The organism is Bifidobacterium sp. LH_389 (assembly GCF_056357235.1).
In genome coordinates this window covers 474,711-498,879 of the sequence record NZ_JBKEVR010000001.1, presented here as the reverse complement: position 1 = coordinate 498,879, position 24,169 = coordinate 474,711, and the positions used below count along the sequence as shown (strand labels likewise).

24 protein-coding genes are annotated in these 24,169 nt (G+C 66.8%); 18 read left to right on the top strand and 6 right to left on the bottom strand.

Annotated features, from left to right (window positions below; genetic code table 11):
• Positions 1–75 precede the first annotated feature (75 nt).
• From AC1AZA_RS02215 to pyrE, 3 genes are all read left to right on the top strand, one after another.
• Complete coding sequence (locus tag AC1AZA_RS02215) at positions 76–924, top strand: dihydroorotate dehydrogenase electron transfer subunit (protein ID WP_476513096.1); 849 nt, start codon at positions 76–78, stop codon at positions 922–924.
• Entirely contained in the window at positions 915–1,901 is a 987-nt protein-coding gene (locus tag AC1AZA_RS02210) for a dihydroorotate dehydrogenase (protein ID WP_476513095.1), read from the top strand. Before AC1AZA_RS02215 ends, AC1AZA_RS02210 begins: the two co-directional genes overlap by 10 nt.
• 67 nt (positions 1,902–1,968) lie before the next feature.
• The gene (gene pyrE, locus AC1AZA_RS02205; protein ID WP_476513094.1) at positions 1,969–2,667 is read left to right on the top strand and encodes an orotate phosphoribosyltransferase; all 699 of its coding nucleotides are present in this window, start codon (positions 1,969–1,971) and stop codon (positions 2,665–2,667) included.
• 316 nt (positions 2,668–2,983) lie between these two features.
• Here pyrE and AC1AZA_RS02200 read toward each other — a convergent pair whose 3' ends face one another.
• The 4 genes from AC1AZA_RS02200 to AC1AZA_RS02185 form a co-directional block, all read right to left on the bottom strand.
• The gene (locus AC1AZA_RS02200) at positions 2,984–3,550 is read right to left on the bottom strand and encodes an NADPH-dependent FMN reductase (protein ID WP_150353459.1); all 567 of its coding nucleotides are present in this window, start codon (positions 3,548–3,550) and stop codon (positions 2,984–2,986) included.
• 409 nt (positions 3,551–3,959) lie between these two features.
• Positions 3,960–4,883, bottom strand: coding sequence for a LysR family transcriptional regulator (locus AC1AZA_RS02195; protein ID WP_476513093.1), 924 nt, complete (start codon positions 4,881–4,883; stop codon positions 3,960–3,962).
• Between the two features lie 102 nt (positions 4,884–4,985).
• Positions 4,986–5,588 carry a TetR/AcrR family transcriptional regulator gene (locus AC1AZA_RS02190; protein WP_476513092.1) on the bottom strand — a complete coding sequence of 201 codons (603 nt, stop codon included), beginning with the start codon at positions 5,586–5,588 and terminating at the stop codon, positions 4,986–4,988.
• Positions 5,589–5,682: 94 nt separating this feature from the next.
• Complete coding sequence (locus AC1AZA_RS02185; RefSeq protein WP_476513091.1) at positions 5,683–7,098, bottom strand: MATE family efflux transporter; 1,416 nt, start codon at positions 7,096–7,098, stop codon at positions 5,683–5,685.
• Positions 7,099–7,622: 524 nt separating this feature from the next.
• On the opposite strand from AC1AZA_RS02185, the gene AC1AZA_RS02180 reads away from it, so the two are divergent.
• From AC1AZA_RS02180 to AC1AZA_RS02160, 5 genes are all read left to right on the top strand, one after another.
• The gene (locus tag AC1AZA_RS02180) at positions 7,623–7,922 is read left to right on the top strand and encodes a DUF2316 family protein (protein WP_476513090.1); all 300 of its coding nucleotides are present in this window, start codon (positions 7,623–7,625) and stop codon (positions 7,920–7,922) included.
• Positions 7,923–8,067: 145 nt separating this feature from the next.
• On the top strand, positions 8,068–8,715 hold the full coding sequence (locus AC1AZA_RS02175) for a pyridoxamine 5'-phosphate oxidase family protein (protein ID WP_476513089.1): 648 nt from the start codon (positions 8,068–8,070) through the stop codon (positions 8,713–8,715).
• Positions 8,712–9,638 (top strand): deoxyribonuclease IV, encoded by a 927-nt coding sequence (locus AC1AZA_RS02170; protein ID WP_476513088.1) that lies wholly within the window; start codon positions 8,712–8,714, stop codon positions 9,636–9,638. The genes AC1AZA_RS02175 and AC1AZA_RS02170 overlap by 4 nt, the downstream gene beginning before the upstream one ends.
• 73 nt (positions 9,639–9,711) lie before the next feature.
• Positions 9,712–10,161, top strand: coding sequence for a VOC family protein (locus AC1AZA_RS02165; protein WP_476513087.1), 450 nt, complete (start codon positions 9,712–9,714; stop codon positions 10,159–10,161).
• Between the two features lie 224 nt (positions 10,162–10,385).
• Complete coding sequence (locus AC1AZA_RS02160) at positions 10,386–11,417, top strand: VanZ family protein (protein ID WP_476513086.1); 1,032 nt, start codon at positions 10,386–10,388, stop codon at positions 11,415–11,417.
• Positions 11,418–11,453: 36 nt separating this feature from the next.
• Here the strand turns inward: AC1AZA_RS02160 and AC1AZA_RS02155 are convergent, their stop codons facing one another.
• The gene (locus AC1AZA_RS02155; protein ID WP_476513085.1) at positions 11,454–12,188 is read right to left on the bottom strand and encodes an SOS response-associated peptidase; all 735 of its coding nucleotides are present in this window, start codon (positions 12,186–12,188) and stop codon (positions 11,454–11,456) included.
• Between the two features lie 363 nt (positions 12,189–12,551).
• Between AC1AZA_RS02155 and AC1AZA_RS02150 the strand changes: the two genes are divergently transcribed.
• The 9 genes from AC1AZA_RS02150 to AC1AZA_RS02110 all read left to right on the top strand — a co-directional run bounded on the left by AC1AZA_RS02150 (position 12,552) and on the right by AC1AZA_RS02110 (position 21,832).
• The gene (locus AC1AZA_RS02150; RefSeq protein WP_476513167.1) at positions 12,552–14,093 is read left to right on the top strand and encodes a DUF3375 family protein; all 1,542 of its coding nucleotides are present in this window, start codon (positions 12,552–12,554) and stop codon (positions 14,091–14,093) included.
• Positions 14,090–14,761, top strand: a complete 672-nt coding sequence (locus tag AC1AZA_RS02145; RefSeq protein WP_476513084.1) for a DUF4194 domain-containing protein — start codon at positions 14,090–14,092, stop codon at positions 14,759–14,761. Before AC1AZA_RS02150 ends, AC1AZA_RS02145 begins: the two co-directional genes overlap by 4 nt.
• Entirely contained in the window at positions 14,745–18,323 is a 3,579-nt protein-coding gene (locus AC1AZA_RS02140; protein ID WP_476513083.1) for an ATP-binding protein, read from the top strand. Before AC1AZA_RS02145 ends, AC1AZA_RS02140 begins: the two co-directional genes overlap by 17 nt.
• Before the next feature lies 1 nt (position 18,324).
• Entirely contained in the window at positions 18,325–18,765 is a 441-nt protein-coding gene (locus tag AC1AZA_RS02135) for a cupin domain-containing protein (protein ID WP_476513082.1), read from the top strand.
• A 20-nt stretch (positions 18,766–18,785) separates the two neighbouring features.
• On the top strand, positions 18,786–19,571 hold the full coding sequence (locus AC1AZA_RS02130; protein ID WP_476513081.1) for an SDR family oxidoreductase: 786 nt from the start codon (positions 18,786–18,788) through the stop codon (positions 19,569–19,571).
• Between the two features lie 150 nt (positions 19,572–19,721).
• Positions 19,722–20,219 carry a MerR family transcriptional regulator gene (locus tag AC1AZA_RS02125; RefSeq protein ID WP_476513080.1) on the top strand — a complete coding sequence of 166 codons (498 nt, stop codon included), beginning with the start codon at positions 19,722–19,724 and terminating at the stop codon, positions 20,217–20,219.
• A 31-nt stretch (positions 20,220–20,250) separates the two neighbouring features.
• Positions 20,251–21,084 carry a carboxymuconolactone decarboxylase family protein gene (locus tag AC1AZA_RS02120; protein ID WP_476513079.1) on the top strand — a complete coding sequence of 278 codons (834 nt, stop codon included), beginning with the start codon at positions 20,251–20,253 and terminating at the stop codon, positions 21,082–21,084.
• Between the two features lie 72 nt (positions 21,085–21,156).
• Complete coding sequence (locus AC1AZA_RS02115; protein ID WP_476513166.1) at positions 21,157–21,444, top strand: nucleotidyltransferase family protein; 288 nt, start codon at positions 21,157–21,159, stop codon at positions 21,442–21,444.
• Positions 21,431–21,832: an HI0074 family nucleotidyltransferase substrate-binding subunit gene (locus AC1AZA_RS02110; protein ID WP_476513078.1), complete on the top strand. Its 402-nt coding sequence runs from the start codon at positions 21,431–21,433 to the stop codon at positions 21,830–21,832. The genes AC1AZA_RS02115 and AC1AZA_RS02110 overlap by 14 nt, the downstream gene beginning before the upstream one ends.
• 216 nt (positions 21,833–22,048) lie before the next feature.
• Here AC1AZA_RS02110 and AC1AZA_RS02105 read toward each other — a convergent pair whose 3' ends face one another.
• Positions 22,049–23,650, bottom strand: coding sequence for an ABC-F family ATP-binding cassette domain-containing protein (locus AC1AZA_RS02105; protein WP_476513077.1), 1,602 nt, complete (start codon positions 23,648–23,650; stop codon positions 22,049–22,051).
• Between the two features lie 140 nt (positions 23,651–23,790).
• Here AC1AZA_RS02105 and AC1AZA_RS02100 point away from each other — a divergent pair, with 140 nt between their 5' ends.
• Positions 23,791–24,159 (top strand): metallopeptidase family protein, encoded by a 369-nt coding sequence (locus AC1AZA_RS02100; protein ID WP_476513076.1) that lies wholly within the window; start codon positions 23,791–23,793, stop codon positions 24,157–24,159.
• Positions 24,160–24,169 lie beyond the last annotated feature (10 nt).

The window sequence follows — 24,169 nt, the reverse complement described above, 5'->3', positions numbered from 1 at the left end:
GAGTCTCGGCTGTCTGAGTCTCGGCTCGGATGGCCGGTCCCACCGCTCGCAACCGCTTTTCGAGAAGGGAAACACATGACATCCATTGCAACCGCGCCGGGTGCGCGGGCCGCACAGGCCGCGCCGGCGACCGACATCGTCGCGCAGGCCGTGGCCGCCGGGTTCTTCCCGCCGCGCCACCCGGTCGACGTGACCGACGTGACCGAACTGACCGCGGGAGTGGTGCGCCTCACGTTCCGCGACCCGTACGTGGCCGCACACGCCAGACCCGCCCAGTTCGTCGACCTGTTCAGCCCCGATCCTCTGAAGCCCATGCCCCGGCCGTTCGGCGTGAGCGAGGTGGACGGCGATCTGGTCAGCGTGATCTTCGCCGTGATCGGCAAGGGCACCGCGGACTTCGCGGCGCTCGAGGCCGGCGACCGCATCGACGTGCTCGGCCCGCTCGGCCGCCCGTTCGACGTCAAGGCGCCCGCCCACTACGTACTCGTGGGCGGCGGACTCGGTGTGCCGCCGCTCATCTACACGGCCCAGCGGCTCGCCTCCCGCGACGATGTGACCTGCACCGCCGTGTTCGGCTACCGCAACGAGCGATTCGCCGATCGGTACGTGGGCCGGTATGCGGACACCACGCTGTCCATCAGCGACGCGGACGGCAACGTGGTCACCCTGCTCGACCGGCACGAGGAGGCGCTGCTCGGCGCCGCGGGGAACGTGACGATCCTCTCGTGCGGTCCGCTGCCCATGATGAAGGCCGTCGCGCACTGGGCCTCCGAGCGTGACCTGCCCTGCCAGCTGAGCATGGAGCAACGCATGGGCTGCGGCTACGGCACCTGCGTGCTGTGCACGGTGGACACCGTGGACAGCCGGCTCAAGGTGTGCTCCGACGGACCCGTATTCACCCGCGAACGACTGGGATGGGAGTGACGGCAATGGCGAACGTGACCTCGACGGCAACCATGGAGAAGCCGGCGATCAACCTGTACGAACCCCACGAGTGGAAGCATCCGACCGTGGTGGCGGGCGTGAAGTGGAAGAACCCGGTCGGCACCGCGTCCGGCACCTTCCAGTATGCGGCCGTGCGCTGGTTCTACGACGTCTCCCAGCTTGGCGCGGTATGCACCAAGGGCGTCTCGCCCGTGCCATGGGAGGGCAACCCCGGCGTACGCACCGCGGAGGGCCCCGGCAGCAACATCAACGCAGTCGGCCTGCAGAACCCCGGCGTGGACCACTACCTCGTGGACGACCTGCCCAAGCTCAAGGCCATCGGCGCGAACGTGATCTCCAACGTGGCCGGCCACAGCGACGACGACTACGCCGAAGTGGTGGAAAAGCTCGCCGACTCGCCCGCGGACATGCTGGAGATCAACGTGAGCTGTCCCAACGTGAGCCACGGCGGCATGAGCGTGGGCGCCGACCCGGACGCCCTGTACCGCCTCATCTCCCGCCTCCGCGCGCTCACCGACAAGCCCATGATCGTCAAGCTCACCCCGAACGTGACCGACATCACCCTGCCGGCCCGGGCCGCCGTGGAGGCGGGTGCGGACGCGCTGAGCCTCATCAACACGATCGTCGGCATGCGCATCAGCACGCGCACGGGCAAGCCGATCATCGACCACGTGACCGGCGGCGTGTCCGGACCGGCCGTGCTGCCCATCGCGCTGGCCCGCGTGTGGCAGGTGCGCACCGCGCTGCCGGACATCCCGATCATCGGGCTCGGCGGCATCGACTCGGGGGAGAAGGCCCTCGAATACCTGTATGCCGGCGCCAACGCCGTGGAGGTGGGCGCGGCCGCCCTGTTCGACCCCGTCGCCCCGCTGCGCGTGGCCCGCGAACTCGACGACCTGCTCGACGACCGTCCGGAGCTCGCCGCCAAGCTCGCCGCCGGCAAGACCTGGCGCTGAGCCGGCGCAACCATCTGAGTACATCCATCCGAGCCATCCACCCGAACGTTAAGGAGAACCACCGCAGATGACCACTGCATCCCTCGACCACCGCTTCACCGAATTCCTGCTCGCCTCGAAGGCGCTCAAGTTCGGCGAATTCACTCTGAAGTCCGGCCGCAAGTCGCCGTACTTCATCAACGCCGGCGCCTTCGACGACGGCCGCAAGATCGCCACGCTCGGCGCGTTCTACGCGGAGAAGATCGCCGCCGAGATCGCCGCCGGCAACCTGCCCGCGCACATCGACACCGTGTTCGGCCCGGCCTACAAGGGCATCCCGCTGGCCGTGTCCACCGCCATTGCGCTCACCTCCGCGCACGGCATGGACGTTGGCTACACGTTCGACCGCAAGGAAAGGAAGGATCACGGCGACGGCGGCATGATGGTGGGCACCCAGCTCAAGGACGGCATGAAGGTGCTGCTCGTGGACGACGTGATGACCGCCGGCACCGCCGTGCGCGAGGTGATCCCCAAGCTCAAGGCCGAAGCGGACGTCGAGGTGGTGGGTCTCGTGCTGTCCGTGGACCGCATGGAGAAGACGAAGGACTCCGACGTTTCCGCCGTGAAGGCCGTGGAGGCGGAGTTCGGCTTCCCGGTGTTCGCCATCGCCAACGTGCGCGAGATCTTCGAGGCCGGCGAGCATATCGCCACCGCATCCGGCGAGCCGTACGTGACGCCGGAGATCAGGGCCGCCGCCGACGCATACCTCGCGCAGTACGGGGCCTGAGGCGCTTCTCCGGGTGCATCTGCCGGCCGGGGGAAGCGGAAATCTCCTTCCCCCATATTCCCCCATATAATATGACGCTGCCGCGGAGCCGGCCGACGAGCGTGCCGACGGTCCGGGGGCGACGGTGATGCAGAAGCGGCGAGCGGTTCACTCTTCCACACTATGAAATTGCCCACACTATGAAATTGCCCCGGAGCCGGTCGGCGGACGACTGCGGCTCCGGGGCAATTCAAGTCAAGTGCCGGGCTGGCGCGTACCGTCGTACCTACACCGGACTCGGCACGGCCGGTGTAGGCACGACGACCGATGGAATGAATCAGTCGGCGATGGCGGCCAGCAGGTCGTCGGCCTGCTTGGCAAGCTCCTGCTTGGTCTCCTCGGAGAACGTGTTCACGCCGGTGGTGAAGGCCTCGGGGGCAAGCTCGGCGCCGGTGCCCTGTCCGTCGACCAGCGTGTTGTGGGTGAACTCGAAGCTGAAGATCTCGGCCAGCTTGGCGCGCACGCCGGCGCCCTTGGACTTGCCGGCGATGGAGGCGAGGGCCACGGTCTTGCCGCTCAGTGCGGTCGGGCCGCCGAAGTCGTACTCCTTGAGCGGGCGGGACAGCCAGTCGAGCAGGTTCTTGAGCACGCCCGGGTAGCTGTAGTTGTATTCGGGGGAGAAGATCCAGATCGCGTCGGCGCCGTTGACCTCCTCGCGCACGCGGGCCACGGCGGCCGGGGTCGGATACTCGTCGTCCTGATCGAACAGCGGGACGTCGGCGTAGTCGAGGTAGGACACCTCGGCGCCCTTGGCCTTCAGCGCGTCCGCGGCGAAGACGGACAGCTCCTTGTTGAACGACTTCTCGCGCAGGGAGCCGACGATGAACACGATCTTCTTGGACATGATGTCTCCTTGATGGGTGTCTCCCGGCCTGTGCCGGGGCTTCCATGCCCGCCGTGCGGCGGACCTTCCATGAAGAAACATATCATAATGAGATATTCCGACACGACGGATACGCCCGTGGCGATTATCGGAATAATCTATGACGCGCTCAGTGGCGTGCCAAACGCAATTTGGAACAGCATGGCCGAAAACTACGTTGTTCCCAGTGATGATCTGCGATCATGGCGGATCCGGGAGGTCGGGCCCGTTCGCATTTTCGATTCGTGTGGTGGTTTTCGGACGGGAGGCCGGGTAGACCCTTTGGGAAACCGGGGGAACGGCGGTGTCCTTACTCGCGGGATCGCGAAAAACCACCACACGAATCGGAAATATGGTTGTAGTTTTGTCTGCAGGGCCCCGGAGACGGGAGTCAGTCGATGAGCGTGTAGCCGTGGTCGGCTACGACGGACCGGAGCTTGCCGAGGTAGGTTTCCGCAGCTGCGGAGAGCTTGGCGCGCTCGTTGGTGATCCAGCCCACCAGCATCGTCTCGTCCGATTCGAGCGGGACGGTGACGATCTTCTCGTTGTTGAGGTCGCCGTTGTCGATGCCGGTGCACACGGTGTAGCCGTTGAGCCCGATGATGAAGTTGAGGATGGTGGCGCGATCGGTCACGTTGATCTGCTTGGGGGAGTAGTCCGGCCAGACCGCCTCCTCGTAGAAGTAGAAGCTGCCCTCCTCGCCCTGCTCGTACTGGATGAACGGGTAGGGCTTGAGGTCCGCCATGGTGAGCCGCTTCTTGGAGGCGAGCGGGTTGGTGCGAGCCAGGAACACGTGCAGCGGGGCGCGGAACAGCGGATGGAACGCGAGGTGCTTCTCGCGCAGGAGTTTGCCGATCACGTCCTTGTTGAAGTCCGACAGGTAGATGATGCCGAGGTCCGACTGCATGTTGGCGGTCTGGTTGATGATGTCGCGCGTGCGGGTCTCGCGGATGGTGAATTCGTACTCGTCGGACTTGATGGAGTTGATCATCTCCACGAACGCCTCGACGGCGAACATGTAGTGCTGCGTGGAGACCGTGCACAGCTGCTTGCGCGGCTTGGCGTGCTTGTAGCGTTCCTCGAGCAGGTCGGCTTGGTCGAGCACCTGACGGGCGTAGGTGAGGAATTCGGCGCCGTCCACCGTCAGCGCGATGCCCTGCGAGTGGCGGGTGAAGATCTCGATGCCGAGTTCGTTCTCCAGTTCCTTGACCGACGAACTCAGCGCCGGCTGGGAGACGTACAGCTCGTGCGAGGCCTCGTTCATGGACCCGCATTCGACGATTTTTACGATGTAGCGCAGTTGCAGCAGTGTCATAAGGTGTATTTATACCACCGGGCATGGTCGGCGCATCGGGTTATAGCCAAGCGCGGTCCAAAGGGCGGACCCGGCGAGGGGCACGCGGCACCGGGGTCGCCGTCAGCGCATGAGGGCCATCGGGCTCATGCGCTTGCTGATCTCGATGTAGCGGGTGATCTCCTCGGGGGATTCCCTGAAGCCGCGGCGCGCCCACAGCCAGATGATCGACGTGATGCCGGAGACGACGATCTCGCCGCTGTACTCCGCGGGGATGCCGCCCGGCGAGGGGTGGATGCCCATGGCCTGCGCGCGTTCGGCGATGAGCTTCTTGAGGATCTTCTTCGTCTCGTTGTACATCTTCATGTTCTGGCCGCTCTGCGTGACCGCGTCGAAGAAGGCGGCGTCGGCGCGGATGTACAGCAATGCCTGCAACGTGGCCTGCGGGGCGATCACGTCCAGCACGCTGGCGCGCTGTGCACCGTCCGAAGAGATGCTCGGCGGATTGGCTCCCAGAATGCGGTGCAGGTCGAAGATCGCGTTGTCCAGAAGCTGCTGGCGAAGGTCGAATTTGTCCATGTAGTGCATGTAGAACGTGCCGCGGTTGATGCCGGCGATGCGCGCGATGTCGCTCACCGTCATGGCGTCGAAGCCCTTCTCCTTGAGCAGTTGGGTGAAGGCAGACTTAATCTTCGCCTCGGTGCCGGTGTTGCGTTTGCGTGCCATGGGGCCCTCCTTGGGTGACTCCGTTCCAGCGTCGGTGAACGCGTATCGCTCCCGGTATCCTATGTCCGGCGGTAACAGGAAGTCAACACCGTGTTCAGTCCACGGTGGCGGTCCGCATCGTGGAGGCCGGGCCGTTGCCGGAGCCGGTCCGGCCTCTACGCAACTCCGGCAGCATGCACCACAACAGCGCGAGCGCCATCACCGCCGTGATCAGGTCGGCCAACGCCTGTGCGGCGATCACGCCGTCGTACCCCGCCACGCGCGAGGCCACCGCAAGCACCGCGACCAGCACCACGCCCTGGCGGCTGATCGACAGGACGAACGCGCCCAGCGCCTTGCCGGTCGACTGGAACGTGCACGTGGTCACCATGACGATGCCGACGCACACCAGGCTGAGCAGCTGCACGCGCAGGATGCCCGCGCCGAGGTCGATGATGCGCGGGTCCGCGATGAAGAAGCCCATGAGCTCGCGGTCGAAGACGCTGAGCAGCACGGTCATCGCCAGCGCGAACCCGCTCAAAAACAGGTACGAGAACCGCAGGATCCCCGCCAGACGCGCCATGTTCCGCGCGCCATAGTTGTAGCCGATGAGCGCCTGCGCGCCGAATGCGAAGCCTACGAACACCGCGACGGCGATCATCACCACCTTCAGCGCGATGCCCATCGCCGCCACCGGATCGTTGCCGTACGGCAGCAGGTACAGGTTCACCATCACGATGCCGAAGCTCTGCGTGAGGTTCGTGACGGCGGCCGGAACGCCGATCACGAGGATGTCCCGCAGCTCGGCGCCCGTGATGTCCAGTCGGAGCGCCCCCGCGGCCCGCCGGAACATGAGCCGCGGGTCCACCGACAGGTTCTGGCTGCGGCGCAGCAGGAACCAGACCAGATACGCGTCCGTCAGCACGTTGGCCAGCACGGTGGCGCCCGCGGAGCCCGCCGCGCCCCAGCCGAACACGTGGATGAACAACGGGTTGAGAATGATGTTGAGCACGGTGCCGGCGATCTGGCCGATCATGGACGGCACGGCGTGGCCCTCGGTGCGCAGCTGGTTCACGGGCGTCATGGACACGATGATGAGCGGCGAACCGATGATGATCCACGTGTAGTAGGCGGAGGCGTGGGACCACGTGGCCTCGTCGGCACCCAGCATGGCGAGGATCGGCGTACGGAACACAAGGCCGAGCACGAGCACGGCGAGTCCTATGAGCGCTGACCCGTAGAAGCAAAAGACGCTCAGGCGCTTGCCGTCCGCATACCGGTGCCGGCCGAACAGGCGGGAGATGACCGAACTGCCTCCCAGGCCGAAGATGTCGCCGATGGCGATCATGACCATGAACACCGGGGCCGTCAGGGACACGCCAGCCACCATGGCGGTGTTCCCGGTGTGCGCGATGAAGTACGTGTCGACCATGTTGTACACCAGCGTGACCAGCATGCTCATCACCACCGGCATGGCCAGGCTGAAGTATGCCTTGGGGATCGGCGCCTTCTCGAAGAGTTCGTTGTTCATTGCCCGTTCCTCCCGCTTCGTGTGCCGTTGCGCCGCTTGCGCGCGGCCGCGGGAATTATAGGCGGAGCAGTGTGGACAAAACCGGCGTGCCCCCGGCGTGTTCCGCAGGCGCGTCCTTTTGCCTAGTATCTGCGTTCGTGGGGTAGGTTTTGGACTTTGCAAGGAGCTATCTGCGTTCTCGGGGTGCCGCAACGCCGTACGAGCCGCCATGGATTGCCGGAAATCCGTGGAATCGCAGGCCCCATATCCGGCATATCGCCGTTTCCGTACCCCACGAACGCAGATGGCATTTTGCAAAGCCCGAAATCTCCCCCACGAACGCAGATAGCCGGACGAACGGGTCGGACGGAGGCCGCGTGAACGTCACGGAGCACATTGGACTGCGTCGCAGAGGAACCAGATTCGCGTAGTGCACAGTCGACGGGCGGGACGCGGGTGGGCGGGTACAGTGGAATGGTGAAGGGACGGCAACGAGCCTATGTCCGATGCCGATGGTCGAATCCAAGGAAAGGGAATGACGAACCATGTCACTGACGAACGAACAGCGCGCGGCCACCATCCGCGAATTCAGGGAGAACATGCGGCTTCTGGGGCTGGATGCGCAGGCCGTCGGCAGGCACTTCGGCGTGGACGGCGCTACCGTGGAGCGCATCGTGAACCTCGAATCCGGCGTGCTCGAATACCCGTGGATCGTGCGCGGGTACCTGCTGGAGGAGGCCGCGGCCCGGGGCGTGGAGCCGGTCCCGTTCACCGCGCTGCGCGGGGATCCGCACGGCTACTGGTTCCTGGACGGCAGGGTGATCGACGCCGGACGGATCGGTTGACGGGCGGCCGTGCCGGTCGCGGAATGAGGCCGGTCGCGTCGCCCGTTGCGCTGGCCGGGACGGCGTGCAGTCAACGCGCGCGGATATGGTTGCGGAAGATCGCAAAGGACCGGCCTTGAGACGATCCTGACCGAAGGAGACGACCATGGCCACGGAACACGCGAAACGGCGGGACGACGAGCGAACCGTCGCGGGCGGACGCCGCAGGATGCGACGTGCCGACCGGGAAGTCACCGACACGGAGGAGATCGGCGGAATCATCGCCCGATGCGACATCGTCGACATGGCGTACGCGGACGCCGAGGGGATGACGATCGTGCCACTCAACTTCGGCTACGACTACGACGCGGGCACCGGACGGCTCACGCTGTGGATGCATTCGGCGCCGCGTGGACGCAAGATCGACGCGATCCGTGCCGCCGGCAACCGTCTTTCCGTCGCATTCGCCATGCGCGCCGACTGCGAGGTGACGGAAGGCCGCACCGCCTGCAACTGGGGCGAGGCGTTCACGTCCGTCGTCGGCAACGGCGTCGCGTCGATTGTCGACGATCTGGACGAGGCGCGGCACGGACTGCAGGCGCTCATGACCCATCAGGCGCACATGCCGCACGTGGTGTTCACCGATGCGCAGGTCAGGGCCGTGACCGTGTGGAAGATCGAATCGGAGCGCATCACCGCCAAGACGCGGCCCAGGCCGCAGGCCCATGCGTCGGGGCACAGGCTGGGGACGCATGGGGGAATGGACCGCGAATCCCAACAGATAGCAATCGCAGGAAAGGCAACGCAATCATGACGGAACGCACCGCGAACGGACACACGCTGCTCATCGGCTCGCACCTGTCCACTTCGGGCGGATGGAACGCCCTGATCGAACGCTCCCGAGCGGAAGACGGCACCACGTTCGCGTTCTTCCCGCGCTCGCCGTACGGCAGCCGTTCGAAGGCTCTCACGCCGGACGGGGCAGCGGCGTTCGGACGCGCGCTCAGGGATGCGGGATACGGGCCGATCGTGGTGCACGCGCCCTACGTGTACAACTTTGCGGCCAAGGACCCGGCCAAACGCGACTTTGCGGTGCGCGTCCTGGCGGAGGATCTGCGGCTGCTGGCGCCGGTGCGTGCGGCCGGTCAGGAAATCTACGTCAACATCCATCCCGGCTCGCACGTGGGGCAGGGCGCGGACGAAGGAATCCGGCTGATCGGCGAGGGGTTGAGCCGCGTGTTCGGGGAGGTGCTGTGCGGCGCCGATGCGGACGATTCCGCAGTGTCTCCGGTCGTGCCGGTCCTGCTCGAGACGATGGCCGGCAAGGGCACCGAATGCGGGCGCAGCTTCGAGGAGCTCGCCGCGATCATCGACCGGGTGGACGCCCCGCTGCGGGCCCACGTGGGCGTCACGCTGGACACCTGCCACGTGTTCGACGCCGGATACGATGTGCTCAACGACTTCGACGGCGTGCTGGACGCATTCAACCGGACGGTCGGACCGGACCGGCTCAGGGCCATCCACGCCAACGACTCGCAGTTCGGATTCGGCTCGCGCAAGGATCGCCACGCCAATATCGGCGAAGGCAAGCTGGGACTGCCGTTCTTCCGCCGGCTCGTCACCGACCCGCGCACGGCCGGCCTGCCGATGATCCTCGAGACCAAGGAGCTCACCGAGACCACGCATCGCGACGAGATCGCGCTGCTGCGACGGCTTGCGGCGGGCGGGACCGAGTGAATCGCATGATCGGCCCAACCTGTGCCGGAGGGACCGCAGATTGGACCGATCGGACGAAACGGAAGGTAGAGGCATGATCGACCATATGACGTTGCGGGTGCGGGACGTGACACGCAGCATCGAGTTCTACAGGCGGGCGCTGGCGCCGCTGGGGTACGTGGCCAAGGCGCATCACGAGCCGACCGTCGGGTTCGGCGTGGACGACGGGACGGCGCACTCCGACTTCTACGTGTCACCGGCCGGTGAGGCGAACAGGCAGCCGGACGGTTGTGCATGCCCGGTCACGCACATTGCGTTCCTCGCGCCGAGCAGGGAGGCCGTGCACGCGTTCTACGAGGCGGCGCTCGCGGCCGGCGGGCGGGACAACGGAGCTCCCGGCCCCCGGCCGTACCATCCCGGATACTGGTCGGCGTTCGTGCTGGATCCGGACGGCAACAACGTCGAGGCCGTGGTGGATTGGGCGCATGCCGGCAACACGGCGGAGGCCGGGCGGAAGGAGGATACCGGACAGGCCGGGGAGTAGCCGTTCCCATGCAGAGTCCGGATGCGTGATGCCGCCGGCTGCCCGGGCATCGTTCGGGCTGCGCTCGGGCGGTATTCGGGCGGCGCTCTGCCGGTACCCGGCCAATGTCCGGTGAATTCAGACCTGAGGATGATGCCGGTCTCGGGAACGGCGCGGTAGGCTGTCGCTGGGCCCGACGCACGGGCTCGTAAGACATACGGCGACCGGGGAGGATTCGGGACATCATGGCATTTGTGCGACAGTTCAGCATGTCGTTCGCGTTCGCGGTGGCGATGTGGCCGTTCGCATCCCTGCTGCTCACCCTGCCGGTGCTCGCCCTGCTGTACCGGCGCGACAACCGCCTGCGCTTCGCATCCGCGCTGGGCGCCTATCTGGTGGTGCTGTACCTGATCGCGCTTGCGTGCTTCACGCTTTACCCCATGCCGGACGATCCCGTCGCCTATTGCGCCGCGCACGTCTTCTCCCCGCAGCTCAACCCGCTGGGGTTCGTGGACGATCTGCGCTCCGGTGGCGTGACGGCCGTGCTGCAGATCGGCCTCAATGTGGTGTTCTTCCTGCCGCTCGGCTTCTTCATGGGGCGCACGTTCCGCTGGCCGCTGCGCGCGGCGCTGCCCGTGGGGTTCCTGACCTCGCTGCTCATCGAAACCGCGCAGCTGACCGGCGCGTTTGGCCTGGTCCCGTGCGCCTATCGGCTGTTCGACGTGGACGACCTGATCTGGAACACGTCCGGCGCAGTGATCGGATGGCTCGGCGCATGGATGCTCAACCGCCGGTTCCCGGTCGAAGTGCTGGACGAGTCGGTCATCACCAGGGAACCCGGGTTGGTGCGACGATTCGTGGCACTGACGATCGACATGGTCCTGATCACGGCGGCGTCCGCGCCGGTCGCGCTGGCGGTGCACGTCGCGGGCGCTTACCTGACCGCCGCGCCGGCGGGACCGGCGGGTGCGAGCGCTCCGGGCGCCCCGCAGACCGGCGTGTACTTCATCGTGCAGACGGTGATGTTCCTGCTGTTCGAGGGCGTGCTGCCGTGGCTGCGCCGCGGCCAGACATTGGGCGGCCGTTTCGTGCGCATGACGGTCGAGACCCGGCCGCGCACGCGATGGCGGCGGGCGGCCTTCTACGTGGCCCGGATTGCGGTGCTGTACGTGATCGTATTCGGCTCGCATTGGCGATCGCCGTGGCCGGGTCTGGTGCTCCTCGTGTGCGCGGCGTTCTGGCTGGCGAAGCGGCGCATGCCGTACGACCTGATCTGAGAGCGTTCCCCGCCGTTGCGGGAGGACGCCCGCCCGCTAGAACAGTGCCGGCTGCTCCGCTTCGGGTCGGTGCTCCGGACGCGTAACGGGTTCGATGAGTTGCGAACCGTCGCCGTCCGCGGGGGCGGTTTCGTGGAAGTCCAGCTGAGCGGACAGGTCGGGGCCCGCAGCACGCAGGTTGCGCAGCAGCGCCGCGCCATCCTGCGAACCGTCGAGCCACCGGCCGATCATGTCCGGCGGCACGAGCAGCGGCATGCGATCGTGGACCTTGGCGAATGCGTCCAGCGCCGGACAGGTCAGGACCGTCGCTGTCAGACGCCACGGCGAGGACGGTTCAGCGGACGGGTCGCGCCACCACGAATAGAGTCCGGCCATCGCCAGCGGCGAGCCGTCCTGCGAATGGAAGTAGAACGGACGGTCGCCCTTGAACTCGAAATAGCCGGTGGCGGGCACGATCGCGCGCATGGACCGCACGGAATCCGCGAACGTGGGCTTGTCGGCCGCCGATTCGGACCGGGCGTTGTACGTGGGAAAGGGCAGCTCGAAATCCCTGCTCCACCGCGGCACCAGCGACCAGTGGGCGGCGGCCAGCCGGTTGCGCCCGTCGCGGCCGCGGGCGATCACGCCGATCGTCCGCTTCGGCTCGAAACGGAAGCACGGCAGCGCAGGCAGCCCGTCCGCATCCCCGTCCGCCTGCGTGCCGTCGGCGGTCACCCCGAAACGCGCGGCCACGTCGTCCCAACTCAGGTCGAGCGCAAATCGTCTGCACATGGGTCCAACAGTGGCACCGCCGCCGGACGGATGGCTTCCCGGGCCGGGGACTCCGCCATGCCGTCGGGATATCCATGAAGGTTCGCGGATGGTTGGGGACAGTGTGCCCACGGCGTGTGCACAGCATGGGCACAATGTCCCCGGCGGCACGAAGCATCCGCCGGAAATCGTCCGAGCCGCATGTCGACCGGGGGCGGACCGGAGGGGCGGACCGGAGGATCCGAACGGTCTGGAAAGCCGGAATCCTAGGAACGGGAACCGTCCGGACGGCGGGCGGAGGCAGGAAGCCCGCTATTGAGGAGCCCATATGCTAGCGTGCTGTAGGTAAAAACGGGAATGGCAAGGCAGTGGAAAGAGGATGCGTTGGCCGATGTGAGACGGGAGATGGAGCGGCTTCGGCCGGTCTACGAGACGGGCGTGCTCCGTCTGCTGCTGCGGCAGAACTCCATGATGTACGTGGCCCTGCTGCGCTCCTCGTTCGATCCGCTGACCGGCGAGCTCACGCGCGAGGTGCTGGAGGAGCGGCTCGCGCAGGGTCTGCGCAGCCTCATCGACGCCGGCGACTACACGCTGCGCGACGACCAGACCTTGGCCGATGCGGCCCGCGGGGTGCTCGCCGAGCTCACCCGCGAGGGCGACGGCGACTACGCCTGGCTCGCCAACTCCCTCGACGTGGCATCCCACCGGTTCCTCTACCGGCTCACCGCCCGCGCCCACCGCGCGATCGAGGCCCTGTCCCGGTTTGAGGACACCACGCGCACGCTGTCTGGCGCACAGGCCAACTCCATCATCATGGAGATCGAGCACGCGCGCATACGACTCACCGAGGACCCTCTGGAGCGCATCGCGCTGCTCAACCGGGAGATCAAGGCCAACAAGCGCGAGATCAATCGGATCCTCAACGGCGAAGACGAGCGCAGCCTGAACGAAAGCCAGGTGGAGGACATCATCGCCGTGGTGCACAACACGCTGCGCGGCGTGCCGATCGACCTGCGCGAACTGGCCCTGACCGAGCGAGACAACGGCGATGCGCTGCGCCGGCGCATGCAGGCGGGGGACATGGGCGTGGATGACATCCTCACCGCCTACCATGACGACTACCGCCGCTCGTTCCGCGAGTCGGACGCCGGTCGCCGGTTCGAGGACGCCTTTCAGGTGATCGTTACCGATGAGGGCCGCAAGCAGATCGACGAGGCCATCCGCGACATCGCGCGCACCCCGTATCTGACGGGCGAGCCGGGCACGCTGCTGGGACAGGTGAAGGCCGAACTCGCGCGCATCTACGACGGCATCGAGGACGTGCGCCGCCAGATGCGCGCATCCGACGAGGCGGTCAGCCGGCTCGTGCGCCAGCAGACCGACACCCGCTACCGGACCATGCTCTCCACGCTGAACAGGCTGTTCGTCAAGCTCAACGCCGAGGCCCGCGCCCATCCGGACGCCCCCGAAGAACCGTACGGCACCGATGTGTCCTTCGCACGTCTGGGCGTACTGCCCACACGTCCCGCCAAATCCCTGACCCGTGACATCCCGCCCGGGCTGGACGACCGCAGCGGCGGGTCTGCCGAGGGGCTTGAGGACATCCGGTCCATGCTGGAGACGGGAGGCCCGCGTCTGGCGCGCATGGCGGGGCTGATCCGCCGCAATCCCGTGATGCGCGGCGGACTGGTGGACATGGCCGCGAGCTTCAACCGGCTGGCGGCGAAGGAACGGCGCGAAAGCGAGATCGTGGGCTTCCTGGAAGGGCTGGCGGTGGATGCGGGCGGCGACTACGTGGCATGGCGCTGCGTGTCGCTGGACGGCACGCCGCGCGTGTGGCTGACGCGGCCGGTGATGGCCACGACGGAGGAACTTGAGGACATCGTGCGCAACGGCACGACCGAGGATACGGAGGAACGGGCATGAGCGACATCGCCAATCCCAACGCCCTGTTCGAGGGCGACACCAGCGCCATGCCGGCCGCCGCACGCATGGCCGCCATCGCACTCAAACGCGACCGCTACATCACCGGCGACCTGTTCGAGGTGGTGGAGGACAACCGCGACGACGTGATCCGCTCGCTCAACAACGACATGCTCGAGCTGGTGGTGAACACGCGCTACCACGTCATGTACGCCACCCCGGCGGGCGGTTCCGACGCGCCGATCCGATCGCTCAAGACGCGTGCGAGCCTGACCCGCGAGGAGGCCGCCCTGCTCGCCTTCCTGCGCATCCGCGTGCTCGACTACGAGAACGTGCACGCGCAGCCGGCCGAATGGGTGGTCAGCTTTGAGGAGATCCGCGCCGCCCTGACCACGGGTGCCGGGTATCTGGCCGCGCGCAACGATGAGGAGGGCGTGGCCCGGAAGGTGGTGGCGGTCGTCTCCGTCGCCACGACCCACGGATATCTGGATCCGTCCGACGACGAGGAGGGCATGTTCCGCATCACGCCGCTCGTGCCGGTGGTGCTGGACCGCGCGCTGGCCGAGACATGGCTCGCCGCGAATACGGACGGTTCCGACGCGGTCGATGCGGCCGACGGCATGGAAAACGGCAAGGGAACGGGGGATGACGCCGATGGCGCAACGCGATGAGATGGCGATGATCGCCGACCGGTGGATGCTCTCCAGCCGCCGGATCGTCAACTGGGGCTCCTACGAGGGCTACCACGAATTCAAACCGTCCATGGACCGCACCATGCCGGTCACGCTGCTCGCCGGAGCCAGTGAATCGGGCAAGTCCACGCTCGTGGACGCGCAGATCTCCCTGCTGTACCCCACAGGCACGCCGTTCAACAAGGCCTCCAACTCCGGACGCTCCGAGCGCAGCGACTACACATACCTGCGCGGCATGCTCGGCTACGCCGACGGGGACAAGCCGGTCTTCCTCAGGGGCCGCGACGAGAACGGGGCCCCGCAGTCCGTGTGGGGCGCGATCGTGGACGTCTACTCGAACCGCACCACCGGCCAGACGCTCTCCTGCGGCAAATTCCTGTACCTGACGGCCGGCGACGGCCCCGGGGACGTGCGACGCCAGTACGCGGTGTGGGACCAACCGTTCGACCCGAGGGCCATGGACCGGTTCCGCGAGACGCACTTCACGCCCGCGCAGCTCAGGGCCGCATACCCCGGCTGCACCACCTTCCCCAACGCCGCCGCATTCCACGCGCACATCTGGGACGCAATGGGACTGAGCGAGGGCGCATGCAGGCTCCTGCACAAGATCCAGTCGGCCGACGCGCCATCCCGTCTGGACGACATCTTCAAGCAGGGCGTGCTCGGCGTGCCCGACGCGCTGGAACTCGCCCGCGCCGCGGTGGACGACTGGGACCGCTACGACGAGAACTTCCGGGCGATGGAGGAGAAGGCCAAGCGCATCGCGCGCCTGAAGGACATCCAGACCCGCTACGGCGACTACGCGGCCGCCCTCGAACGGCTGCACGCATACGAGCCGGTCGACCCGAACGGCGAAACGGGTGCGTCGACGATCCGCGCATGGGCGTTCGAATGCATGGCCGGCGAGGTGCGCGACCGCCTGCCGCTGGACGAGGCCGAGGCAAACCGACTGAAGGACGCGGAACGCGCCGCCGCCCGCAAGGCCGACGACCTGCGTGACCGCCTGGTGCAGATCGAGGCGCGGCTGCAGGGACACGACGGAGGCAGCCTGGCCCGGCTCGAAGCCCGGCTGGCACAGGAGAGGCGCCTGCTGGAGGAAACCCGCGCGCAACGGGAGCGCATGGATGCGCGATTCCGGGACGCCGGCGAAGCCACGCCCACGAACGAGACGTCATGGCAGGAGGCCCGCAGCCGCATGGCCGTGAACCTGGCCGACGCCGACCGTCGCATGGACGAGCTCGAAGCCGAGCGGGACGAGGCCGTGGGCCTGCGCTCGCAGGCCGACCGCGACCTGAAGACGCTCAAGCGCGACTACGAACGCCAAAGCCGCCAGCGCACGCGCATCTCCCAGTCCATGGACGAGGCAAGGGCGCTGCTCGCCAAGGCCACCGGACTGACCCCCGACGAACTGCCGTACGCGGCCGAACTCATGGACGTGCGTGAGGACGCCGAGGAATGGCGCGCCGCCATGAACGTGGTGTACGGTCAGCTGGCCCAGACCATTCTGGTGGACAAGCGGCACGAGCGTGGCTTCGCGCGCAAGGTCAGCGCCATCGACCCGAAGCTCATGACCCGCCGCACTTGGACGTTCGTGGACACCGACGCCCTGTATCAGGACGAACCGTACGACGGTTGGATGTCCGGCAAACTGCGATACCGCGAGGACTCCCCGTTCGCCGGATGGCTCAGATCGCAGACCTGCTCGGAGCGTCTGGACGCCGAATGCGTGGACGCGATCGACGATGCCGACCGCCAGACCCGACAGGTCCAACGCGACGGCCAGCTCAAATCCGGCAAACGCGGATGGCACGGCACCAGGGGCATCACCGCGGTGATCGGCTTCGCCAACGAGGCGTATCTGGCCGATCTGCGCGCTCAGGCCGACGATGCGCAGCGACGACTGCAGGAGGCGGACGAGCGCTACTGTGAAGCCAAGGCGGCGATCGAGACGCTGCACGCCCGGCGCGAACTGTCCGGCGCCCTTGCATACACGACTTGGGACAAGGTGGACGTGGAAGCTGCCGAATCCCGCGTTGCCGATGCGGGGCGGCGGATCGACGCCGCGCGCAACGACCCCGAACTCGCTGACCTGCTGGGCATGAAGCGCGAATTGACGGACACGATGACCGCCGCGCAGACCGAGGCGTCCCGGATCGCACTGTCCCGCACGGCCGCCGAGCGCACGATCGACGCCGAACGGACATGGCTCGAAACGCAGGGTGTGCAGACGGCCGACGGCACGGTCACGGCGGACGCGGACGTGGCGGACGATCTAGCTCAGGCCTACGAGCGCAACTTCGCCGGCGTGCTGCACCCAGAGGATCGAGCGCACGTGGTCGTCTCCGCGGCGAGCGCCGGCAACGGCACGACGGAACGGTTCGCCGATCGGGCCGTGGCGGCGATCTGCGCGGAGATCGGCCAGCGGATCGCCGCACTGCGCTCGCAGACGGATGCGGCCCGCGCGGCCGTGGAATCGAAGATGGCCGACTACATCGAGTGGTACGCGCCGGACGACGACGCCCTCACGGCCAGCGTGAAGGACTACAAGTACTACCTTGACGAGCTGGAGAGCCTCGCACGTCTGACTGCGGTGAACGCCACCGACGACGAGTACGCCAACTGCCTGGACAAGATGCTCATGGACTTCACGCAGCTGGGCCGCGCGATCGACACGGATGCGCGGGGCATAGGCGAGCAGCTGGAGCGCATCAACGCCATGCTCGACGGACAGTCGTTCGGCCCGCGGCACGGCAGGCTGTCCATCGGCGCCGACGTACGCGCGCCCGAGACCGCCTTCTCCGACCTGCTCAGGCGCACGATGCGCATGCTGTCCGACTGGAAGGCTGGACGTGGCGCCATGGGCGGCGGGGCGGCTGCGGACGCGGAGCATGCCGATGCGAACGACGCCCGCCGGATCTTCGCCAAGTGCAAGGGACTGGTGAGCCGCCTGCGTGAGGAGCTCGACCAGGTGCGCGACGCCAACGGCATCAAGAGCTACGGAGCGCGCAACCTCGATCCGCGCTGCCGTTCGCGGTTCTACGCCACCGTGCACCACGAGAACGGGCCCGACGAGCGCATCACTTCCACCGGCGGCAAGTCCGGCGGCGCCCTGCAGGAGCTCACGAGCTTCGTGTATGGCGCGGCGCTCATCTACCTGCTCGGCGGCGATGTGATCGGCCGACCCACCTACACCACGCTGTTTCTGGACGAGGCGCTCATCAAGGCCGACGGCCGGTACACGCAGCGCGCGCTGTCCGTGCTGCCCCGACTGGGCTTCCAGGTGATCGTATCCGCGCCGGAAAGCAAGACCGCGGAGATCCTCGAGGTGGCCACCAAGGCGTACGTCGCCCGACGCGATCCGGACACGAACCTGTCCGGCCTGCGCGAGGTGGTGCTTGACGGGCTTGATGAGGATTGCCCCGACGAGGACGGCGGCGATGCGGACGGTCCCGACGGTACAATGCAGGGGACGGATCATTCCGGTCATTCCGAGCATTCCGGGGCGGAACAGTCCGCGCCCGCGCGTTCCAAGGAGGTTTGACATGGCCAACGAACACGATCACCGCTGCGACGGCGCATGCGGATGCGGCCACGGTGAGCATGGCGGCCACGGGCCGGGCCAGGGGACGCCGGCTGCGGCTCCTGTGACGGCTGCCGCCGCGCCTCACATGGTCGACATCGCCGATCTGGCCTCGATGGTCGAAATCCAGACCGAGGCGACGGTCTCGCGCACCGTGCTCAAGGAGGACGGGCTGCGCACGGTCCTGTTCGCCTTCGACAGGGATCAGGTGCTCACCGAGCACACTGCCGCGATGCCGGTCATGATCCAGGTGCTTTCCGGCCTCCTGCGCATCGGCGCCGAGGGCCGTGAGGTGGAACTCGCGCCGGGCGGCGTGGTCTATCTCGGCACGCGTCTGCCGCATACGGTCTACGCGGTCGAGCCAAGCAAGATGGTCCTGTCCATGTTCGACAACCGGGGTTGAAAGTTGAATGGAGGTCTGCGATGGGTGATGTGAGCGAAGCGAATGCCGCGTCCGCAAGGCGTGCGGTGGTCACCGGCGCGTCCAGCGGCATCGGCGCGGCGAGTGTGCGCGCGTTGGCGAAGGCCGGGTGGAACGTGGTGGCGCTGGCCCGCCGCGAGGATCGGCTCAGGGAACTGGCCGATCAGGTGGGCCCGGCCGTGAGCTACTCGGTGTGCGACCTGACCGACGAGGCATCCACGCAGACCGCCGTGGACCGCGTGCTGGTCGGCGGACCGGTCAAGGCGCTCGTCAACTGCGCCGGCGCCGCGTTCGGCAAGGATCCGGTCGCCACGGCCAGTCTGGACGACTGGCGCGGCATGTACGAGCTCAACGTGCTCGGCACGCTGCGCATCACGCAGAAGCTTCTGCCGGCCCTGAAGCAGGCTCCCGGCGGCGGCACGGTGCTGGTCATCTCCTCCACGGCGGGCATCGAACCGTACGAGGGCGGTGCCGGCTACTGCGCCTCCAAGTTCGCCGAACGCGTGATGGCCCGCGTGCTGCGGCTCGAGCAGATCGGCGAACCGGTGCGCGTGATCGACATCGCGCCCGGCATGGTGCAGACCGAGGAGTTCTCCCTCAAGCGCTTCGGCGGGGATGCCGAGCGCGCGGCCGCCGTGTACGCCGGCGTGCCGGACCCCCTGAAGGCCGAAGACATCGCCGAGTGCGTGGCGTGGGCGCTCGACCAGCCGGACACCGTGGACGTGGACCAGATTGTGGTCCGTCCGCGCGCCGAGGGCTCGTACACCAAGGTGTACCGCGAGCGCTGAGGCGCAGCATACCAAGGATCTGCTCCACTGTCATGATTGACTGTATAACAGTGGGGCAGACTGTTCTACAGCTCGATAGAACAGCGGTTTCGCGATGCTCCGCGTGTCGGCGATTTACTTCAAGCGCTCGAAGTTCCTACAGTACGAACCATGACCACCGCAAAGCATGCCGCGGCACCCGCCGCCTGGCACACCATCCGCGAGGCGTCGATGATCTCCGGCCTGCCCGAATCGACCCTGCGCTACTACGAGCAGATCGGCATCATCGACCCCATCGCCCGCGACCCGAGCTCCGGCCACCGTGCCTACTCCGACGCGGATCTGGAGGCCCTGACCACCGTGTCCTGCCTTGCGGCGACGGGCATGCCGCTCGAGGCGATGCGCGCCTACCTCGCCAACCGGTTCGATGGGCCGGAGGGTGCGCGCCGGCAGATGGAACTGCTCGACGCGCAGGCCCTGCGACTCGCCGCCAAGGCCGAGGCCATCCGCATGCAGCAGGCGTACGTCTCATTCAAGACCCTGTACTGGCGGGCCATCGCCGAGAGCCGTGAGGAGGACGCCGAACGGCTGCTCGAGGAGAACCGCGACATTGTGGAGAAGGTCAAGCGCATGCAGGTGGGAGGCAAGGCCGGCGCCGCGGCGAAATAGCCGGCTGGAACGCTCACAGAAAGGAAACACCATGTTCGACGATCTCAGGTCCCGTATGAACAAATTCTGGAACAACGACAAAACCCTGCAGGAGACGGACCCGGAGTTCGTGGAGCTGTTCTCCCGCTTCGCCTACGACGAGGTGGTCAACGATCCGGGCGCCAACCATCCGGATCTGGACGACGCCACCCGTTCCATGGCGATCCTCGCCACTCTGATCGGCTGCCAGGGCATCGACGACTACGAGCTCATGCTCCCGGTCGCCTTCGAATCGGGCGTGACCGGCGTCGAAGCCAAGGAGATCGTCTATCAGGCGGTGGCATACCTCGGGTTCGGCCGCGTCCTGCCGTTCCTCAAGAAGACCAACGAAGTGCTCGAAGCGATGAACGTGTCCCTGCCCCTGCCCACGCAGGGCACCGTCACGCCGGAAACCCGGGCGACCGCCGGGGAGCAGGCGCAGATCGACATCTTCGGCGAGCACATGCGCGGATTCGCCCAATCCGGACCCGAGGAGACGCGCCACATCAACAGGTGGCTGGCCGACAACTGCTTCGGCGACTACTACACGCGCGGCGGTCTGGACGTGCGCCGGCGCGAAATGATCACGTTGTGCTTCCTCGCGGCGCAGGGCGGGTGCGAGCCGCAACTCACCGCGCATGCCGGCGCGAACATCCGGGTCGGCAACGGCAAGGCATTCCTCATCGCCGTGGTCTCCCAGTGCATGCCGTACATCGGCTACCCGCGTACGCTCAACGCGATCCGCTGCATCAACGAGGCCGCGAAGACCGCAGAACCCGCTGAGGACGCCAGACCCGCAGACGGCACAATGGACGCTGAAAACACGGCGGACGCCGGCGACCACTGACGGGGCAATCCACGCGAACCGGATAAGATGTACGGCAGGATGAACGATACGAGGAACGCGAAGGAGTCCGGCATGATTCCCATCGAGGACGTGTACGCGCAGATTCGTTCGTTCGCCGCCGCCGCGGGAGCGAGTAAGGTCATCCTGTTCGGTTCCCGCGCAAAGGGGACGAACCGGCCGAAAAGCGACATCGATCTCGCTGTGGCCGGATGCCCCGACTTCGATGCGCTCAAGGCCAGGTTACAGGACGATCTGTGGTCCCTGCTCAAGCTTGACGTGATCGATCTTGACGCGGACATCGATCCGGGGTTCCGCGATGAGATAGCCCGTACGGGGAAGGTGCTGTATGAGAAAGTATGACAACTATGCATCCGCGCTGGCTGCGCTGCGGCGGGCGCCCGAACAGGACCTGACCAACGAATTCGTGCAAAGCGGCATCATCGACAAGTTCGAGCTGCAATTCGAACTCGGGTGGAAGCTCTTCAAGGCGTTGCTCGCATACGAGGGCGACCCCGTCGGCGCGTCAGGATCGCCGCGCGACGTGATCAAGGCGGCATTCCAGTACTACGACTTCATGGATGAGTCGCTGTGGCTGCGCATGCTGCGCGACCGCAACGACTCGGCGCACATCTACGACGGGAACAAGGCCCTTGCATTGGTCGATGCCATTATCGACGATTACCTTCCGGAATTCGAGCGTGTACAGAGCGGTCTGATCGAGCGGTACGGCGGGCGACTGACCGAATAGCGCCGACGCTCCCCGACTCCGGCCGTGGCCGAGGAATAACGCGTGCGGCGGCAAGGCGCACCGAGGGAAGGCGTACGAAGGTACGTCGACCGAGGGGCAACGCCGCCGACATCCGGACACCGGCCGTGGCCGAGGAATAACGCGTGCGGCGGCAAGGCGCACCGAGGGAAGGCGTACGAAGGTACGTCGACCGAGGGCAACGCCGCCGACGCTCCGTTATTCCTCGGCCACCAGTTCGAGGTAGGAGTCGTTCCACAAATCCTCGTCCCCGTCGGGCATGAGCAGCACGCGTTCGGGGTTGAGGGCCTCAACGGCGCCTTCGTCGTGGGTGACGAGGACGATGGCGCCCTCGTACTTGGCGATGGCCTTGAGGATTTCGTCGCGGGAGGCGGGATCGAGGTTGTTGGTGGGCTCGTCAAGAAGCAGAACGTTGGCGCGGGAGGTGACCAGGGTGGCAAGGGCCAGACGGGTCTTCTCGCCGCCGGAGAGCACGCGGGCGGGCTTCATTGCGTCGTCGCCGGAGAACAGGAAGCTGCCGAGGATGGAACGGGCCTGCGTGTCGTTGAGCTCGGGGGCGACGTGCTGGAGGTTCTCGAGCACGGTGGAGTCGAGGTCCAGGGTGTCGTGCTCCTGGGCGAAGTAGCCGATCTTCGCGCCGTGACCGTACACGACCTCGCCGGTGTCCGGATCCTCCACGCCGGCGAGGATGCGCAGCGTGGTGGTCTTGCCGGCGCCGTTATAGCCCAGAATGACCACGCGGGAGCCTTTGTCGATGGCGAGGTTGATGCCGGCGAAGACGATGTTCGAGCCGAATGCCTTGGAGATGTCCTTGGCCATGATGGGTGTGCGGCCGCAGGGCGCGGGTTCGGGGAAGCGGATGTCCGCCACCTTCTCCTTCCTCTGCGCCTCGGACGTGTTCTCGAGCAGCTTCTCCGCGCGGCGCATCATGTTCTGCGCGGCCACGGCCTTGGTGGCCTTCGCATGCAGGCGGATGCCCTGCTTCATGAGGCGGTCGGCCTTCTTCTCCGCCACCTCGCGTTCGCGGCGGCGGCGTTCCTCGTCCACGGCGCGCTGGTGCAGGTACGCCTTCCAGCCGAGAGAGTACATGTCGATCTGGCCGAGCTGCGCGTCCAGATGCCACACCTTGTTCACCACTTCGTCCAGCAGTTCGGTGGAGTGGGAGATCACGAGGAAGCCGCCCTCGAAGCGCTTGAGGTAGCCGCGCAGCCATTCGATCGAGTCGGCGTCCAAGTGGTTCGTGGGCTCGTCGAGGATCAGCGTGTCCGCATCGGAGAAGAGGATGCGCGCCAGTTCGATGCGTCGGCGCTGGCCGCCGGAGAGCGTGCCGAGTTCCTGCTGCATGACCTCCTGCGGCAGACCCAGCGAACTGGCCATGGCGATCGCCTCGGACTGCGCCGCATAGCCGCCGGCCTTGTCGAAGTCCTGCATGGCCTTGTCGTAGCGGTTCATGGCACGGCTCATCACGTCCGGATCCGGGTCGGTCATCTCCTTTTCGGCCTTGCGGATGCGGCTGATGATCGTGGCGATGTCGCGCGCGCTCATCATGCGGTCGAGCGCGGACTGCGTCGGGTCCGCGGCGTGCGTGTCCTGCGGCAGGTAGCCGAGCTTGCCGGAGACGCGCACCTTGCCGGCGGAGGGGAGCATGTCCCCGGTGATGACGCGGGTGAGCGTGGTCTTGCCGGCGCCGTTGCGGCCCACCAGACCGATCTTGTCGCCCTTGGCGACGTGGAAGTCCGTGGGGTGCAGCAACGTGCGCGCGCCGATCTGAATCTCCAGACCCTGTGCCTCAATCGCCATAATCCGCCCTTCACTCCCGTCGTTTCCGTATGCGGTCACACTCCGGCCGTCATGCATGCCAACGGTCCATCATACCGAACCGTTCGACCGATGCGGAACGGCACTGCCGGTGAGGCCTGCGAGCGGCTATGATGGGCGCCATGCACATGACCGACGCCGAATTCGAATCTGCGGTGGGGGAGGCCCTTGCCGGGGTTCCCGAACGGTTCCGCGCCGCACTGGACAACGTGGGCGTGGCCGTGGCCGACGAGCCGAACGAACGGGAACGCGCCTCGATGTGCGACCCGGACGGCGAACTGCTCGGCCTGTACGAAGGCGTCCCGATCACCGAGCGCACCAGCGCATACGGCGGCGTGATGCCCGACGTGATCACCGTGTTCAAGGGACCGCACGAGCGCCTGTGCGCCACGCGCGCCGAAATGGTGGGCGAGATCCGCACCACGGTGCTGCACGAGCTCGGCCACTACTTCGGCTTCGACGACGACTACCTGCACGCGCACGGGTATTGAGCGATCCGGG

Coding starts and splice junctions, on each gene's coding strand:
- pyrE (WP_476513094.1), top strand. CDS start 1,969: ATGACCACTGCATCCCTCGACCACCGCTTCACCGAATTCCTGCTCGCC.
- AC1AZA_RS02145 (WP_476513084.1), top strand. CDS start 14,090: ATGAGCGACATCGCCAATCCCAACGCCCTGTTCGAGGGCGACACCAGC.
- AC1AZA_RS02165 (WP_476513087.1), top strand. CDS start 9,712: ATGATCGACCATATGACGTTGCGGGTGCGGGACGTGACACGCAGCATC.
- AC1AZA_RS02160 (WP_476513086.1), top strand. CDS start 10,386: ATGGCATTTGTGCGACAGTTCAGCATGTCGTTCGCGTTCGCGGTGGCG.
- AC1AZA_RS02100 (WP_476513076.1), top strand. CDS start 23,791: ATGCACATGACCGACGCCGAATTCGAATCTGCGGTGGGGGAGGCCCTT.
- AC1AZA_RS02190 (WP_476513092.1), bottom strand. CDS start 5,588: ATGGCACGCAAACGCAACACCGGCACCGAGGCGAAGATTAAGTCTGCC.
- AC1AZA_RS02140 (WP_476513083.1), top strand. CDS start 14,745: ATGGCGCAACGCGATGAGATGGCGATGATCGCCGACCGGTGGATGCTC.
- AC1AZA_RS02125 (WP_476513080.1), top strand. CDS start 19,722: ATGACCACCGCAAAGCATGCCGCGGCACCCGCCGCCTGGCACACCATC.
- AC1AZA_RS02185 (WP_476513091.1), bottom strand. CDS start 7,098: ATGAACAACGAACTCTTCGAGAAGGCGCCGATCCCCAAGGCATACTTC.
- AC1AZA_RS02210 (WP_476513095.1), top strand. CDS start 915: ATGGGAGTGACGGCAATGGCGAACGTGACCTCGACGGCAACCATGGAG.
- AC1AZA_RS02120 (WP_476513079.1), top strand. CDS start 20,251: ATGTTCGACGATCTCAGGTCCCGTATGAACAAATTCTGGAACAACGAC.
- AC1AZA_RS02155 (WP_476513085.1), bottom strand. CDS start 12,188: ATGTGCAGACGATTTGCGCTCGACCTGAGTTGGGACGACGTGGCCGCG.
- AC1AZA_RS02180 (WP_476513090.1), top strand. CDS start 7,623: ATGTCACTGACGAACGAACAGCGCGCGGCCACCATCCGCGAATTCAGG.
- AC1AZA_RS02135 (WP_476513082.1), top strand. CDS start 18,325: ATGGCCAACGAACACGATCACCGCTGCGACGGCGCATGCGGATGCGGC.
- AC1AZA_RS02105 (WP_476513077.1), bottom strand. CDS start 23,650: ATGGCGATTGAGGCACAGGGTCTGGAGATTCAGATCGGCGCGCGCACG.
- AC1AZA_RS02110 (WP_476513078.1), top strand. CDS start 21,431: ATGAGAAAGTATGACAACTATGCATCCGCGCTGGCTGCGCTGCGGCGG.
- AC1AZA_RS02115 (WP_476513166.1), top strand. CDS start 21,157: ATGATTCCCATCGAGGACGTGTACGCGCAGATTCGTTCGTTCGCCGCC.
- AC1AZA_RS02195 (WP_476513093.1), bottom strand. CDS start 4,883: ATGACACTGCTGCAACTGCGCTACATCGTAAAAATCGTCGAATGCGGG.
- AC1AZA_RS02215 (WP_476513096.1), top strand. CDS start 76: ATGACATCCATTGCAACCGCGCCGGGTGCGCGGGCCGCACAGGCCGCG.
- AC1AZA_RS02175 (WP_476513089.1), top strand. CDS start 8,068: ATGGCCACGGAACACGCGAAACGGCGGGACGACGAGCGAACCGTCGCG.
- AC1AZA_RS02170 (WP_476513088.1), top strand. CDS start 8,712: ATGACGGAACGCACCGCGAACGGACACACGCTGCTCATCGGCTCGCAC.
- AC1AZA_RS02200 (WP_150353459.1), bottom strand. CDS start 3,550: ATGTCCAAGAAGATCGTGTTCATCGTCGGCTCCCTGCGCGAGAAGTCG.
- AC1AZA_RS02130 (WP_476513081.1), top strand. CDS start 18,786: ATGGGTGATGTGAGCGAAGCGAATGCCGCGTCCGCAAGGCGTGCGGTG.